The following is an 18,094-nucleotide window of genomic DNA, read 5'->3' as shown; positions in this document are numbered from 1 at the left end:
TATTTAGAATCCTAAATGCTGTTCAATCAAACCTTGTGATTCGCTAATCACATTTAATGGCAATGGATAAAGGTGCCGATTATAGACCCCAGCTCTGTTTTGGGTAAGACCAGAGCTAAACAGGAACAATCTTTCCAGCCATCCCTCCTGATTGCCAGAAGAAGCATCAAACCAGTTGACGGAGGAATAGATATCCCAAAGTTCCTCAACCAGTTCTTCACCCCTGTTTTGATAGAAGTTAATGGAAGATCGATCAATGATTTCGTCATTTTCTTCATACCTGAAGAAAATACGCTGAGGGAGTTCTCCATGTACAGGATGCTGTCGTGAAGTAATCATTTGGGCCAATACCTGACGTTGTTCTGCAATTTTATCTACCAAAAGATTCCAACGAATAAGGTCAAACTTTCGTATGGCCTCGCCACCAAACTCCCATGCACGCTCATCCACTATGGCATTGAAAAAAGCCTCTTCATTGTTTAACGACTCTACATAAGAATCCACTTTATCACCATGAAATTCAGGCGCAAATGCCCGGCGACGCACATCTTTTAATGCCTCTTTGGCTTCGCCGGTAGGACCATTATTTAACGCATTTTCAGTCTCGGCAAACATTAATAACACATCAGAATAGCGCATCATAACCCAATTGATACCATACCCACGCTTATTGCTGGCTGCAAGGTTTCCAATTAACCACGCATCGTTCATCCATCGTTGATCCCATTTTTGAAAATTGAATGACATTGGGTTGCCCTGAAAACGCTCCTCTAATGTTTCATTATTACCATAAGTGTAATATGCTATTGTGGCGTCTCTTCGAACATCTGTAGAGTCAAACAAATAGAAATAATATGCACTTGTATTAACCACATTGGTATTATTTCCGTATCCATATTTATTGTTGGGATAGAAGCGAACACCTATCGAATATCCCATTTCACCATGCTGTCCGAGACCATGGGCCACTTCAAATAAGTTTTCATTAAAGTTAGCATCTACCTCCAATGAATTTAGTGTTTTCCAAATATTGATATACGAAGGATTTAGACCATGAACGCCAGATTCCATTATTTCACGGCACTGTTGGTTGGCAATTTCATAGTAATACTCCCAGTTATCTCCTCTTTCGGTAGGAAATCCGGCTTTATTACGAATAGAATACCCCCCCCTGTATAAGGCCATTCGTGCGATTAAGCCTTTTACAAACCCCTTGGTTATACGTTCAGATGTGTATCCCATTTGATTAACCCAGGGCAGGATTTGTTCTGCTTCAAACAAATCACTTATTATGTAATCATAGATTTCATCCCTGTCGGTTACAGGCAGGTAAATATTTGAACCATCGGCTTTTGTGGACTCTCTTTTAAAAGGGACATCTCCAAAATGCTTAATCAATTCGAAATAAGCCAAGGCTCTTAAGGCTAAAGCCTCCCCCAAATATGCCTGCATACGATTTCTTATGTCCCGATCATTACTCTCCATCAGTGGACTTTCCTGAATGCCTTCAATGGCCAGATTTGAACGTTCAATCATCCGATAAAGCCAAATCCAGGTGTTATTAAAATGGTTATTCTCCGGTATCCCATAATAATTTGAATAACCACGGTTACCTGCATCATTGTAACTGTTTGCATCAGCCCCTACAAATTCGATGTCCGAATTGGTGGAGAAATTCAAAGGCAATCTTGCTGAATAAACATGATCCTCTGTCATGATATTATATATACCAACAATGGCATATTCTGTATATGCTACACTAGAAAACACCACATTATGTGTAAATTCCGATGGCGATGAAGTATCCAGGAAATCTTCACAGGAAACCCATGCAAAGCCAGCTAATATCAATAAAATATATCCTATTTTTCTCATAACAATCTTCAATTTAAAAAGTAATATTAACTCCTCCCAATATAGACAGGCTTCTTGGATAAGCAGAATAATCAACTCCCGGAGTCATGGGAGTGGCTCTTCGTGTGTCCACTTCAGGATCGAAACCACTATAATTAGTAAACGTATAAAGGTTATAACCGCTTACATACACCCTCATATTTTGAATGTTTACTCTAGAGGTAAGACTTCCAGGCAGGGTATAACCAAACGTAACAGTGTTTATTCTCAAGAACGAACCATCTTCAATTGCCCATGAGTGCAACGGCATTGTTGTCATTAACGGATGCCAGATTGAAGCATTCTGATTCAGCTCCTGTAATCTTTCAGGATTTGCATGTTGCCCCTGAAAAATATTATTCCCTGTGACTGGATCAAAAGTCAGAAAACGATTATCCATACTCATAAAACTTTCTAAATTCTGATATCTACGGGTAAGCAAATATGATGAATTATCTATTATATTGGCATTGTAAACATCGTTTCCGTATGACCAGTTCATGAATACCGACAAATCAAAGCCTTTATAAGTGGCATTGATATTGAAGCCGCCGGTATGTAAAGGATTGGCATCGCCAATAATCTGACGGTCATAAGCATTCACAACACCATCAGGTTCGCCATCGGGACCACTAACATCTTTAAATCGCAAAGATCCCGGTCCAAATGCTCTGTTGGAAGTTAAAGCTGAGTTATCCGGAATACCTTCTTTCAGCACCCAGCCTGATTGATTTGTTGGATTACCCATTGCGTCATAAACCCAAACGAAATTGAAATCATCAAATGAGTACATTCCGTCGGTAACATATCCATACATTTGTCCAACAGGCCGGCCTTCCTGAATGATAAAATCTTCCCGTGGCTGTGCAGTTCCATTCCAGCCGGAGCTGTATAATTTAAAATTCTCATCGCCATTTCGGAATTCATCCACATTGTTACGGTTGAAACCAATATTAAAGTTGGCCGAAAGCGTAAAATCTCTGCGCTGAACGATTTGACCATTCAGGCTTAGTTCAATTCCTTTATTTGATGTTTGACCAACATTCTGAAATTGAGTGTTGTAACCGGATGCTCCTGGTAGTGGTGCTTCAACCAATAAATCTTTTGTTGTATTCCAATAAACATCAACCACACCGGAAATTCGGTTATTAAAAAACCCAAAATCCAAACCAGCATTTCGCGTATAGGTTGTCTCCCATCTCAAGTCAGGATTATGAAGAGATGAACCCGGAATCAGGTAGGAATCAGGAGTTTCATTTGAATAGTAAGCCTTCCCACCTGTGGTACGATAAGACATTTTCCACAATCCGTCCCTTATACGATTGTTACCTGCTGAACCATAGCTGATGCGCATACGAAGATTGGATAACCAATATGTTTGATCCTCAAGAAAAGCCTCTTCGGTTAAACGCCATGCAAAGGCAGCCGATGGAAAATAGCCCCACTGGTTGCCTTCGGCAAACTTACTGGAACCATCGGTACGGAATGTAAAGTTAAACATGTAACGCTCATACATATTATAGTTCAACCGACCAAAGAAAGAGGCCAGGTTGTTTTGCTCGCTTATGCGTGTTTCGGTTGGTTGAGGCACGCCCAGATTAAACATGGCCAGAACATCTTTCGGGGTCATATCCGATGGGAAATACTCAGAATAAGCTGTTATGGTTTTATTTTCGGAGGAAGTGATCTCCTGTCCCAACAACGCGGTCATTTGATGTCCGGGAAACAAATCTCTAACCGAATATGTTAAGGTGTTAGCAGTGCGCCAACTGTAACCATCCCGTGTAAAAATCTCTGCTACGGGCTGCCCTCCACGATTTTTTGACTGAGAAGTGGATGGCCCCCAAACCCGATCGGTTCTGTCCTGACGAAAATCATATCCCCACTCGGTTCGGAAAGTCAAATTATCTACAATCTCCCAATTAAGTGCTGCATTATAATTGTTGCTAAAACGCTTTTGTTGTCTGTAGTCATCTAATGTTGACTGAATTGGATCGAAAAGAAGACTTTCAGACTCGGGACTTAACCCAAAATCATCGTCAATCATTAAATCAAACTCACGCAACCCTGAAGTAGGGGCATATTTAACAGAGTTTCTTAACCGGGAAGTAGAGCCAGAACCCTGATTCACTCCGGCACCATCAATCAGGGTGTGCGACATCCTGGTGTTAAAATCAAAATTCAACCGATCGTTGATTTTTGTATTCATTTTCAGGTTTATATTGTTTCTCTCGAAAGCTGAACCAATCATAACGCTTTCCTCATCAGCACGCGATAAACTCAAATTAAATCTTGTTGTTTCATTTCCTCCGCTAACACTGGCATTATAATTCTGAACCATGGCAGTGCGTCCAAAAACCTCATTTTGCCAATTGGTTCCGGGAACAGATTTATATATTTCTAAATCATCATAAACACCATAGTACCGGTGAAACGACTCCGTTCCACCCAGTTCATACTGATACATTACATACTCGTATGGCGAAAGAACATCCAGCAAATCATTCACTTTGCGTATTCCGGTGTAAGCATTTACATTTACTGTTATTCGTCCTTCCTGTCCACTGCGAGTTGTTACTATAACCACCCCATTTGCACCACGCGCACCATAAATAGCCGTTGAAGAAGCATCTTTTAAAACATCAATGGACTGTATATCTCCGGGAGGAATGTCCGAGATTGAATTCACAGGAAACCCATCTACAATAAAAAGAGGGGAGTTATCCTGCGTTATGGAACCTCCCCCACGTACGCGAATCTTTATTTCCGCATCGGGTGATCCTTCCGTAGTCGTTACCAAAACCCCAGCCATACGTCCTGTAATGGCTTCTGCTGCCGACGAAACCGGTGCATTGCGCAAAACAGATTCACCCACTGACGAAACAGCTCCGGTTAAATCTCTGCGGGAAGCTGTTCCGTAACCAATGGCTACCACTTCATCCAAAAAGGTAAATTCCGGATCCAATGCAACATTTAATATAGTCTGACCCGTTACTGCAACCCTTTTATTCGAATAGCCAATAAATGAAAACAACAATTCTGAACCCGGACTTACCGTTATTTGATATTGGCCATCAATGTCGGTTATCACCCCCTGAGAAGTACCAAATACAATAACATTTGTGCCTGGTATCGGCTCTCCGTTTTCCCCATCCGTTACAGTACCTCTGACAATATTGGTTTGCCCTGTCAGAGATACAGTAAATATCAACAAAAAGGAGAGCAAAATGAATTTTTGCAACCTTTCTGAAAATCTAAATTTGTACATCATACGATCTGTGTTCATAAGTGCATACTTTATTTTTTGATTAATAAATCCTGTTTTTCAGATGCGCCATTAAGCATCTTTTAACAGAAATAAACATTCAGCTAAAGTACATGTATGATAGATGGCGGTTGTGGAAATATTGACAGATAGTAGGTACTAATTGGTTTATGTTAAAAAAACCAAATTTTACCCAGTTATAAAACCAGAGCGTTTTATAGAAAATTAAGGATACGATACTATGGAGTTAATACCTATATGTGAGCATATAGTAAAAACATAATGACTAAAATCACAGTTTATAATATACAAAACAATGAACCGATCATTAAATCAATCACCGGGAGCAGTCCCCATTAGTTAAAGACTCATAAATCCACATACAAAAGGACTTTGAAAAACATCTTCTTACAAATAAACGTATATTTTTAAAGCGATGTAGCAAACACGATGCAGATTATTTGAGTACGAACCCGAGCCAAAATCCTGAAAAACATAACTAACATTTACAAATCCTCAATATTGCGAAAACGTAAAAGGGAGAGACAGCCAAGCCATCATCTCCCTTTTAATAATGATTTAATCTATAACAGAAAGACCAGATCTTCGAAAATCTAACTTAGAAATATTTGAATTCAGGGTGTTTCCTGTATGCAACATTGCTTATTCATAGGTACTATTTACTAAATTTCAAGGTGCTTACCATTCCGTCCCGATCAATAATTTTAGCAATGTAAAAACCAGAGGCTGCCGCACTTAAATCCACTACACTCACATTCTTCGCAGTTTTAACCAACTGACCGGAAATTGAAAAAATCTCTACAACTGCAACCGTTTCGCTAATTACTAATTGTCCTCCGGTAACAAAAGATTTCACAGATGACACAGCGCTTTTACCTATACTGGAAGCTACACCATAGAATCTGGGATCTCCTGCACTTGTTATGCCGGCAAAGCTTCCATCAATTATTGTAAAATCAAATTCTGCTGCATTAGCAAAAAGAGTGGCAGCCGTTCCATCATAATATATTAATGGATTCTCGCTTTCAGTTCTCCATTGCAATGCATTCCAGTCAAAGTCATTGGTATAATAACTATTGGTAATGGTTACAGGAGTTGCTTCACCAGCTCTTACACCGTTATTGGGATCTCCGTTTAATCCTGAAGTCAGGATACTGTTGATAACTTCAACTCCTCCTTCAATAACAGAAGAAGCATCTGCCATATCGATGAAAGCACGTCCGTTTCTGGGAGTCTGATAAAAAGTACAATCATGAATTTTTACTGAATTGACAGGCGTTTTACTTACAACGATACGTTCCACAATTGCAATAGTGGAATTGGTTATTTCAACATCTGTAAGGGAACCATTGTCATCATCCAGATTCACTAAACCATAACCAGCAATATTTCTCACAATACAATTATCTACGCGGAACAAACCTACTTCCACAGGTCTTAAGCGGGCAACTCCACGAAAGGAATGAACAATACAATCTTCAAAAACGATTTCATCGATTTTTCCTGAATTGCTGATATTCATTACATAATCACCTGTTGGGTTTCCTCCCAGCAATATGAGGTTCTTAAAGGCAATTAATTCAAGGTGCTTCTCTACCTCATCTTCCGGCGCTGCAATATTAAACCATCCTGCAATCTTAATTTCAGCAGGCTCACCTTCAGCACCTTCAATTTTTAATGAAAAGGACAACGATACGCTGGATATTTCATGATACGAACCGGCCTGAAGAATAATGTGACTCGGTTCTGTTAAGCCATCTAATGTGGTTTGAAGAATTTCCGGATCGTCTGATCCTGTAAGATCAATGGTAGTCATTTGGGCGTTTACAACATAACCCAAAAACAAAAAGGTAAATAATGCGGTAAATTTAGTTCTCATAATAATTAAGTTTAAAACTCTTTGATATAAATTCATCAAAGAATTTGATTAATAAAATATTTATTGACAGAACTAAATTACGATAGAGTTACCTCAGGAATGTTTAATAATTGGTTGAAATATTTGACATTTTTTAACCAGCAAGGTTTTTATAGGTCCGAAAGCATAATTTTCTATAAATATCAAAAATCCAGACAACATTATCGTCCGGATAAAATTTTGAGACTTCTCCCGCTGGTCGAAATGACATGCGTTTAGGGGGAGTATCCGGAGAGAGGAGAGCGGAGAGAAACGTAATACCGTAAAACGGGATGAAACGAACGCAATGAGTTGAATTCCGCAAAGCGGAGCAGGAGAGCGGAAAAAACCATCAACCATCAACCTAAAACCCAACTTTGAACTTAAAACCGGTCAATCTCTGCTCAGATTTCCATGCCAATTCTTTTTGTTTCGGACACTACTGACTAAGAATCTATTTATTGATTTGACATGCGCACCTTGTACTCCGAAGGAGTCATACCATATTTTTGTTTAAAGCACTTGCTAAAATACCGGGAATCATTCATTCCAACCATAAAAGCAATCTGAGTCATATTATGTTGCCCAATGGATATCAATTGTGCTGCCCGCTTTAATCGCATCTCTTTAATGTACTCAATTGGAGCCAATCCGGTAAGCGCCTTTAGTTTTTTAAAAAACACAGAACGACTTAGGGCCATTTCTCCTACCAAATCCTCCACCACCAGATCGCTATTCTCCATATTTTCCTCCATAAGTGCCTTTAAGCCTGAAAGAAATTTTTCATCCAGAGAAGTAACCTCTGGCATATCAGGCTCAAGATCTGATTTAGCTACTGTAGATTTCCCCTGATAAAGCAATTGCAATTTTCGTCTTTGATCCAGTAGATTTATTACACGTGACTGAAGATATGCAGGACTAAAAGGTTTTGTTATATAATCATCTGCACCCCTACTTAAACCTTCCAATTGGCTCTCTTCGTTTGTTTTTGCTGTTAACATGATAAATGGAATGTGAGATGTATTAATATTATCACGTATATCGCGTAACAGCTCCATGCCATCCTTGACAGGCATCATTAAATCACTTATAATTATATCCGGCTGGTATTTCTGAGCCTTTTCAAAGCCCTCTTCGCCGTCACCTGCTTCTATCACATTATAATCATGCTTCAAAATACTGAGGATAAATTTGCGTACTTCAATATTATCCTCAACCAGCAATAAATAAGGAAGGGCATTATTTTCGTCCAACGTCATCCCTTCAGTTGCCTCCTTCTCTGAGTATAAACCTTGCTCTAAGGCCGTTTCGGTTCCATCGGTTTCATCTAATATTTCAACATCTTCGCCAAAATGTGATAATCCCTTTTTCAAACTAAGAATAAAGGTTGTACCACGACTTTCTGTATTCTCAACCTGAATTTGCCCTTTATGCAGTTCCACCAACTCCTTCACGATAGACAACCCTATGCCTGTGCTGGGCACACGGCTAAAGCCTTTTACAAGTGAGCTTTCAAAGCGGTTGAAAAGTGAGCTTTTTTTGTTTTCGACGATTCCGGCACCATTATCAATGACGTAAATCCTCATACGTTCCACATCACTTTCAATTCTCACTTTAATATATTTCCCTCCGGAAATATATTTGAAAGCATTGGATAAAAGATTAAAGATTATCTTCTCAAATTTATCGGCATCAGCCCATATATAATCACCTCCGGATTGATCGTTCAATGTAAACTCAATTTGATGATCTATGGCCATTAGGCGGAAATTGTCCATTACGCGGTTGACAAATTCTCCTGCAGGAATCATCTCTACAGTCATTTTCATTTTATTATGACTGATTTTAACGAAATCAAGAATCTGATTGATTAGCCGCAACATACGAGAACTATTGCGTTCAACAACCTGTAAGGATTCCTTGTGTTTATCCTTTACAGATGGATCATTCAAAATTTGCTCAAGCGGACCAGAAATCAATGTTAATGGTGTCCGAAGCTCATGAGAAATATTAGTAAAAAAATCAAGTTTCATTTCAGACACTTGCTGCTCCATCGTAATTCGATGGCGCAATCTGTATATCGTAAACAACACGTAAACGGACAGCCCGGCGATAATAAAAAACAGGGTAAAATATGTTAAATAGGCCCATGTCGTAACCCAAAAGGATGGCGATATAAAAATTGACACAGATTTTTCATTGTCAACCCAAATGCCGTCACTATTGGTGGATCGCACCCGCAACTTGTAATCTCCAGATGGCAAATTGGTATAATTTACCAGCCTTTGTTTATCCAAAAAGACCCATTCATTCTCGAATCCTTCAAGCATAGCTGCATATTTTACAGCTTCAGGATATTTCATATCAAGTGCTGCAAAACCAAAAGATATGATATTCTGATTGTGCCGCAACTTAATCTCATGAGTTGCATCTATGTGTTTTTTTAATACCTCACCTTTGCCTGGACTAATCCGTTTGTTTAATACGCGGAATTCGGTAAGCACTATTGGCGGGACAAAATTGCTGCGCGAAATTGAATCAGGATGAAACCTCAGCACCCCATTATTTGTTCCAAACCATATTTGTCCGTTTGACGCTAATTGTGCTGACCCTTCAGAAAAACTTAGTGCTCGTGAAAAATCAGTTTTATTAAAATTTCGAAAATCCTTGGTTTCGCGATCAAACTGACTGATACCATTTTCCGTGGCAATCCAAATCCGACCGTTAGGATCCTCAACAGCAGACAACAGAACATCTGTCTGAAGACCGGACTCTTTGGTATAAGACTTAAAGCGAAAGTCCGATCGATTTACGGGATCAATCAATTCGTTAAGGCCACCTCCAAATGTCGCAAGAAAGACCTCTCCTTTAGAAGTTATTAAAATATTATGAACATCGTTATTACTTAAACATAAAGAGTCTCCCGGCATATAGGTGAAATGCCGGAAATTAATATCATCCATTGCATTATCAGGATTATCAAACACTACCAGTCCGTTCGTCGTTCCCACCCATACTTTTGCGTTATTACAGGTTGTTATGTAACGTACACTATAGCATTTGGTAATCGGATAATTGTTGAATGAGTTGTTTGAATTTATGAATTCATAACCTCCATCTCCAGTATAGTTCAATAAATTAATACCTCCCCCATAAGTTGCCAGCCATATACGCCCTTTTTCATCTTCATGGATATGATATATATCGTCATGACTTAAACTATTAATGTTGCCCGGATCATTCCTGAAATGAACAAGATCATATGAAATTCCTGCTCCCTGCTGGCTAACATGGGCTTTTACAAGTCCTTTACCCTTAGTTCCTAACCAAATATTGCCATGTCGATCCTCCAGGATAGTATATACGTTGGCATTAGAAAAAACTATGTCAGCATGCAATTTTCCATCCGGCCCCAAATAACCGATTAAATCACTTTCAGAATTGAACAATGCAACTTTGCCAGCTTTTGTAGACACCCACATATAACCTCTTGAATCTTCGAGAATTGCACGTACATCGTTATCACTAATAAACTGCGGTTTTGTATTGACTTCAAGTATTTGAAACTGACTTGAATGAAATACAAACTTCTCCAATCCTCTGGCTCTTGTGCTCATCCATAAATTTCCCTGACGATCTGAGTACATGGAATGTAAACGATCTGAAAATGTCAGCATAGACGACTCTTGTGAAAAGAAGGGTTGCAACTTGTTTTGAATCCGGTCATAATAATAAACGCCTCCTCCTTGAGGATGAATCCACAACGTTCCATTAACGTCTTCATGAATCATAAAATCAGGTCCTCCGATTCCATCTCTGGTAACACTGCCTACTGTATGGCTTACGACTTCTGAATTTTCAACATTGTATTGAATTACACTATTACTGCTCTGTTGAATCCATATATCGCCAAAAGAATCCTGATATGTGTCGAAAATTATCTCTTCCTGATTTCCTGAAATTAAATGCCCGTTATAATGTGCAAAATTGCCGGTTAATGTATTGTGGATAAAAAGCCCATCACTTGCAGTAGCCAAAAAATATTCATGATCGCTTATTGTATGTATTGATACAATACCTGAAACGGAGGGAACCTGCAGGGAAATAAACCTGCTGCCATTTTTCACATATCTCCAGACCTTACCACTATTTGCCCCAAACCAGATCTCATCATCAAATTCACTGGCCGTATAAAAAATATTAAAATTATTGCTTCCTGTATAGACTGAATGATGAAAATAGCTTGAAAGATCTTCACCACCATTGTTTATTACTGATATCCCATTATCCGTGAGAATCCATTCATTTCCATTTGAGTCAGCAAAGACTTTTCTTATCTTATTGCTTTGGAGCAAACCTGAGTTTTTTGAGTATTCGTTCGATCGAAACTCTTTGGTAACGGGATCAGTAATAATTCTTGCACCTCCTTCTTCTTCTGTAATTAACCAGGTAACTCCATTGTGCAAGGTGACTATTTCCCTCACCTGGGTAACATCCCGGAAGTAGTCAGGAACATTTTGAAACTCCTCTGTTGAGGGATCAAACCAACTTACATTTTTCCCGTAGGCCCAAAGCCAGATATAGCCGTACTTATCTTCCAGCAAACGATCAATTCTACTGCTTGTAAGGAAAACATTATCACCTGGCCGCACTTTATAAGTGGTGAAATTGTAACCATCAAACCGGCTCAATCCGTCCCATGTTGCATACCACATGTATCCCTTCTTATCCTGATGAATACTCATCACAGTATTTTGCGACAAACCATCTTCAGTGGTATACCGTGTCCATGTATAATTTTCAGACACTTGCGAAAACAGCACCACAGGCATTACAGCAATCAGCATTAATATTTTTCTGATCATCAGCATTTCAAAATCATTAACGTATTCAACTTGCCTAAATAGCTAAAAATAACCAACTATACCTACATTAACATCTAACGGATAAAATTAGTTATTAATCCATCTGTACGCACCAAAAACCAATTTTTCACCCCTAAAAAACCGGTATTTACACAAAACGCACTAACTGCTGAGCATCTAAAAACAGCATCTGATAGGTATTCACCACGGAATCAGAATTTCATATACATATTTCAAGCCAGAAGCAGCAATTTTTAGATTTTTACACCCATTACGGAATAATTGTTAAATTTTACACATCTGCAAATTTAAAAACCAGGATATTCGCTTCCCAGAGAGATCAGAGATTCTATATTGGCTTCTGTTGACACGGATAATTGCTTTAACAACAATTCAGAATACAATTTCGGTTGATTTTTAACCTATTAAAACTATTTTTTAAAATTAACTTGCAATTACATTAAATTATAAAAAAACAAAAGGTATCAGTTTTGCTCTAATGTCACGTAATCGAATGTTAATAAAGAAATAGCGAATAATAAATTAAATACTTTATGAAAAAAACATCTTTAATAATTTCGGCAATTTTGGTTTTCATGCTGGGAACATCCTGCAGCAATTCCAGCACTAATGAATTGTATTGGGCCGAAAAAATGGCGCAATCCGATATGAAGCGCAATCCGGAAGGCTGGATGATTGATTTCAGACAAACCCCGAAGTGGGAATATACACACGGGCTTATGATGACAGCTCTGATGGAACTCTACAAAGAAACCGGAGATGAACAATATCTGGAATATATACAGGGTTTTGCAGACAAATTCATCTCCCCGGGAGGCGAAATCCTTACCTATAAATTAACTGATTACAACATTGACCGCATTAATCCCGGGAAGTTCATGATTGAACTTTATCAGTTAACCGGTGATCAAAAACTCCTCGATGCCATAGAATTATTAAGGGAACAGATGCGTCATCACCCAAGAACTTCGGAAGGTGGCTTTTGGCACAAAAAAGTGTATCCACATCAAATGTGGCTGGATGGATTGTATATGGGCGCACCTTTCCTCGCTCAATATGCACATACTTTTAACGAGCCGGAACTTTTTGCTGATGTAGCTCATCAGTTCTATCTGGTGGATAAAAACATGTACGACCCTGCTGTAGGACTTTATTACCATGCATGGGACGAGCGTCGTGAACAACGATGGGCTGATCCTGAAACAGGGCTGTCCCCCGGTTTCTGGGGACGTGCATTAGGCTGGTATGCTATGGGAATAGTGGATGCCACAGCATGGTTTCCTAAAGATCACACAGGCAGACAAAACTTAATCCGCCTTGTAAACAGACTCGCTGAAGGCGTTGTACAATATCAAAATCCCGAAACCGGTCTATGGTCTCAGGTACCTAATCAACCTGACCGGGAAGGCAACTACGAAGAGGCAACAGCATCAGCAATGCTTACATACTTCTTACTAAAAAGTGTACGATTGGGATATCTGGACTCACACTATCTGGAATATGCAAAAAGAGGTTACCAGGGCATTCTGGACAATCTTATTCGTGAAGACGAAGACGGTACAATCAGTCTGGAGTCATGCTGCGAAGTAGCAGGACTGGGAGGAAATCCATTCAGAGACGGTTCGTTTGAATACTATATTTCAGAACCCATACGTGACAATGACCCAAAAGGGGTTGGTCCGTTTATTCTGGCTTCAATTGAGATGACTTACATTAACCAAAAATAATGAACCGGACACTGATTATATTAATAATACTGATTTCCCTGGTGAAATATACAGCATTGGCCGACAGTGGAGAATATGCCTTTGTTGTGGCCAGTGATGGCACCGGTGATTTTATCACCGTGCAGGAGGCCATAAATAATGTGCCGGACTTTCGCAATAATGAAACAGTAATCTTTTTAAAAAATGGTGTTTATAAGGAGAAGTTAATATTACCAGCATCCAAAAACAACGTAACATTCATAGGCGAATCCAAAGACTCAACCATCATCATCTACGATGATTATGCTTCAAAACTAAACCGCTTTGGCGAAGAGATGGGCACTACAGGATCTTCAGGATTTTTCATATTTGGCAATAATTTTACTGCCAGAAACATCACATTTGAAAACTCTGCCGGCCCTGTTGGACAAGCAGTAGCAGTGAGAGTCAGTGGCGACAGAATTGTATTCGAAAATTGTAACTTTCTGGGACATCAGGACACACTCTACCCGCACACATCGGGCAGCAGGCAATTTTATAAAAATTGCTACATAGAAGGAACCGTGGATTTTATTTTCGGATGGTCAACTGCCTGGTTTGAAAACTGCATAATATTTCCCAAAAAACGGGGATATATTACTGCTGCTTCAACCAATGAAGATACAAGTCATGGATTTGTATTCAACAATTGCTCCATTACAGGCAGTGCTCCTGAGCACTCATTCTATCTTGGACGTCCGTGGCGAGATCATGCTCAAACAGTGTTTATTAACTGCTACATGAGTGAAGTTGTGCATCCGGCAGGATGGCACAACTGGAATAAACCTCACGCGGAAGAAACTGCTTTTTATGCTGAATATAATTCCTTTGGTCCCGGAGCATCTGCGGAAAACAGGGTATCATGGTCGCACCAACTCACCAGTGAGCAAGTAGCCAAATACACCATCGAAAACGTTCTTGGAGGAGACGATAACTGGAATCCTCTGGATAGAATCACGAATACAAATCAATAATAATCGCATTAAATTATAATTAACATATAAATCAGTTTAAAATGAGAAAAATTTCACTTTTATCAGCTTTGCTGATATTAATCACCGGACTAACCGCCCAAACCCCCTTCGTATCTGATGTCTGGGTATCAGATCAAGGTGATGGGACATATAAAAACCCTATACTTTACGCCGACTACTCCGATCCTGATGTAATTCGTGTTGGTGATGATTTTTATATGACAGCATCAAGTTTTAATGCCATTCCGGGGCTTCCAATTCTTCATTCAAAAGATCTGGTTAACTGGGAATTAATCGGGCATGCTCTGGATCGTCAAATGCCTTATGACCACTATTCAAAACCACAACATGGAAACGGAGTCTGGGCTCCAAGTATGCGCTATCACAACAACAAATTTTACATCTATTATGGTGATCCCGATTTTGGAATTTACATGCTAAAAGCTGATGATCCGGCAGGTCCATGGAGTAAACCACACCTGGTTCAGGGAGGAAAAGGTCTGATAGATCCTTCACCACTTTGGGACGATGACGGACGTGCCTATCTTGTATATGCCTACGCTGGCAGCCGTGCCGGAATCAAGAGCATCCTGGTAGTATCTGAAATGAGTCCCTGCGGAACTCATTTACTAAATGAAGGTAAAATTGTTTTCGATGGACATGATGCACATGAAACCATTGAGGGGCCTAAATTCTATAAATGGAACGGATATTACTACATATTTGCTCCGGCAGGAGGCGTTACTCCGGGCTGGCAGGAAGTTTTACGCTCTAAAAACGTCTATGGTCCATATGAGTCAAGAACCGTGATGCATCAGGGAAATACCAACATCAATGGTCCTCACCAGGGTGGTTGGGTTCAACTGGATTCAGGTGAACACTGGTTTATTCATTTTCAGTGTAAAGACGCATACGGACGAATTACCCACCTGAACCCAATGACATGGACCGACGGATGGCCAATCATTGGCATCGACAACAATGGAGATGGAATTGGCGAGCCTGTTTCACATCATCGCAAACCTAATGTTGGAGGAACATTCCCAATCGTCACTCCTCCCGACAGCGACGAGTTTGACAACGTAGAACTCGGCATGCAATGGCAATGGCATGCAAATCCCAAAAACACCTGGGCATTCATAAATCCGGGAACTCAACAGTTAAGACTATTTTCAGATCTCATACCCGAAGACGCAGTAAGTTATTATCAGGTACCAAATCTTTTGCTTCAAAAATTCCCCGGAGAATCATTTACTGTGGATACCAAAATGACTTTCCGTCCAAACGAGAACAAACTGGGAGAGCGCGCCGGAGTAATTGTAATGGGCAGAAACTATGCATCTTTTGCTCTGGAAGATCGTGAAGATGGAATTTACCTTGTCTATAACATTAACAACGGTGCACAACACGGAGAAAAAGAGAAGGAAGTATTCGCTCAAAAAATTGACACCAATACCGTCTATCTGCGAATTAAAGTTGGAGCCGATTTCATGACTGAATTCAGCTACAGCACCAATGGTCGCCGATACAGAAGCATGGACACAAAATTCAGAGCAACCCGAGGGCACTGGATTGGTGCAAAAGTTGGAGTATTCTGTACCCGTCAGCAAACTACAAACGATTCTGGCTTTGCAGATTTTGACTATTTCCGGTTCAGCAAATAAAAAAAATCAGCAAAAGAAAATTTTAATATACAAAAATGATGAATGTTATAAAAAAGATCGGGATTTATGCACTCCCTCTTGTTTTCGCACTGGGGGCATGCAATTCCGGAACAATCAAAAGCCCTGATTATTCATGGGTATATGACAATATTGAGTTTGACATGCCCATTGTTCAGGAACCGGTAATACCCAACAATAGCGTAAACATTGCAGATTTGGGCGCCATCGCTGATGGAATCACCCTAAACACCCACATTTTTGAGAAAGCCATCAATATGATGGCTTCCAAAGGGGGAGGGAAAGTTATTGTTCCTGCAGGAATCTGGATTACAGGCCCCATCGTAATGAAAAGCAACATCAATATCCACCTGAAAGAAGGGGCTTTGGTTCGCTTCAGCGACAACTTTGATCTTTACCCTGTGGTTGAGAGTGCTTTTGAAGGCATCATGACATATCGCTGCCAGTCGCCCATCAGCGGACGCGATTTGGAGAACATCGCCTTTACCGGATCTGGTGTTTTTGATGGAAACGGACAGGCCTGGCGTCCGGTTAAGCGATTTAAAATGACCAACAACCAATGGCGCAATCTCATCAATTCAGGGGGAGTACTGGAGGATAATGAATCATACTGGTTTCCAACGGAACAGGCTGCAAGAGGTTATGTTATAAGCAACAGGGGAAATCTGCCTCAACTGGAAACGTACGAAGAGTTTGTGGAAATAAAAGACTTCCTCAGACCTGTAATGGTGAGCCTGATCAATTGTAAAAAAGTTCTTTTAGACGGACTTACTTTCCAGAACTCTCCGGCCTGGAACATCCACCCCCTTATGTGTGAGGATGTTACCATTAGAAATTTAACAGTTCGAAATCCCTGGTATTCTCAGAACGGTGACGGATTGGATCTTGAATCCTGCAAAAACGTAGTGATATACAACAACAACTTTGATGTTGGTGATGATGCAATATGCTTCAAGTCAGGTCGGGACAAGGAAGGGCGTGACAGGGGTATGCCAACCGAAAATGTCATTGTTAAGAATAACATCGTATATCACGGGCACGGAGGCTTTGTAGTTGGTAGCGAAATGTCGGGAGGAGTGCGTAACGTTCATGTTTCGGATTGTACATTTATGGGAACCAACATTGGAATTCGTTTTAAAAGCACTCGCGGGCGCGGAGGAGTGGTAGAAAACATATACATATCAAATATCAATATGATTGATATTCCAACCGAGCCCATCCGGTTCAATATGTTTTATGGTGGACGTGCTCCTGTTTTGGACGATGATGTAAGCAATCACGCTGAAGCCATGCCAATAAACGAAGAAACCCCCTTATTCCGAAACATCTATGTTAAGAACATTGTTGCAAGTGGATTCGGTAATGCTGCACTCTTTATGGGACTGCCGGAATTAAAGCTAAAAAACATTGTTCTGGAAAATGCAATACTAAAAGCACCTAAAGGTTTTTCCATAGTTGATGCTGATGGAATTGAACTGAAAAACGTAACAATTATTCAGGAAGAAGGCCCTGCTCTGATCATCTTCAATAGCAATAATATTGAAATCTCTGATTTCAACTATAATAAAAAAACAGGGGACGCCGGATTAGTTGTTTCCGGCGCTTCTTCAGGTAGTATCAAGATAAGCAAGGACGATTTCAATCGTCCGGATCAACAAATAAGGAGAGTAAACAATGCCTCTGATAATGCTATCACTATTAGATAGACTTGATTGAAAACTTAAATTAGTA

Annotated in this window: 8 protein-coding genes; 4 read left to right on the top strand and 4 right to left on the bottom strand. The window is 39.9% G+C overall.

What is annotated here, in order from left to right; all coding sequences use genetic code 11:
• Positions 1-3: 3 nt before the first annotated feature.
• The 4 genes from B5X70_RS06760 to B5X70_RS06745 all read right to left on the bottom strand — a co-directional run bounded on the left by B5X70_RS06760 (position 4) and on the right by B5X70_RS06745 (position 11,941).
• Complete coding sequence (locus tag B5X70_RS06760) at positions 4-1,875, bottom strand: RagB/SusD family nutrient uptake outer membrane protein (RefSeq protein ID WP_079557148.1); 1,872 nt, start codon at positions 1,873-1,875, stop codon at positions 4-6.
• A 13-nt stretch (positions 1,876-1,888) separates the two neighbouring features.
• Entirely contained in the window at positions 1,889-5,179 is a 3,291-nt protein-coding gene (locus B5X70_RS06755) for a SusC/RagA family TonB-linked outer membrane protein (RefSeq protein WP_198314214.1), read from the bottom strand.
• 655 nt (positions 5,180-5,834) lie between these two features.
• Positions 5,835-7,058, bottom strand: a complete 1,224-nt coding sequence (locus B5X70_RS06750; RefSeq protein ID WP_159449991.1) for a DUF4957 domain-containing protein — start codon at positions 7,056-7,058, stop codon at positions 5,835-5,837.
• A 476-nt stretch (positions 7,059-7,534) separates the two neighbouring features.
• Positions 7,535-11,941, bottom strand: a complete 4,407-nt coding sequence (locus B5X70_RS06745) for a hybrid sensor histidine kinase/response regulator transcription factor (RefSeq protein ID WP_232468374.1) — start codon at positions 11,939-11,941, stop codon at positions 7,535-7,537.
• A gap of 554 nt (positions 11,942-12,495) precedes the next feature.
• Between B5X70_RS06745 and B5X70_RS06740 the strand changes: the two genes are divergently transcribed.
• Genes B5X70_RS06740 through B5X70_RS06725 form a run of 4 tightly spaced genes read left to right on the top strand, consistent with a single transcriptional unit; the run spans position 12,496 to position 18,069 of the window.
• Complete coding sequence (locus tag B5X70_RS06740) at positions 12,496-13,689, top strand: glycoside hydrolase family 88/105 protein (RefSeq protein ID WP_079557145.1); 1,194 nt, start codon at positions 12,496-12,498, stop codon at positions 13,687-13,689.
• Entirely contained in the window at positions 13,689-14,681 is a 993-nt protein-coding gene (locus B5X70_RS06735) for a pectinesterase family protein (RefSeq protein ID WP_079557144.1), read from the top strand. Before B5X70_RS06740 ends, B5X70_RS06735 begins: the two co-directional genes overlap by 1 nt.
• 41 nt (positions 14,682-14,722) lie before the next feature.
• On the top strand, positions 14,723-16,345 hold the full coding sequence (locus B5X70_RS06730; RefSeq protein ID WP_079557143.1) for a glycoside hydrolase family 43 protein: 1,623 nt from the start codon (positions 14,723-14,725) through the stop codon (positions 16,343-16,345).
• A gap of 35 nt (positions 16,346-16,380) precedes the next feature.
• Positions 16,381-18,069, top strand: coding sequence for a glycoside hydrolase family 28 protein (locus B5X70_RS06725; protein WP_079557142.1), 1,689 nt, complete (start codon positions 16,381-16,383; stop codon positions 18,067-18,069).
• Positions 18,070-18,094 lie beyond the last annotated feature (25 nt).

The sequence above is a fragment of the Alkalitalea saponilacus genome (assembly GCF_900168165.1).
In the GTDB taxonomy this organism is placed as follows: domain Bacteria; phylum Bacteroidota; class Bacteroidia; order Bacteroidales; family Marinilabiliaceae; genus Natronoflexus; species Natronoflexus saponilacus.
Note: the sequence above shows the minus strand (reverse complement) of the source record. Positions and strands in the feature narration are given on the sequence as shown.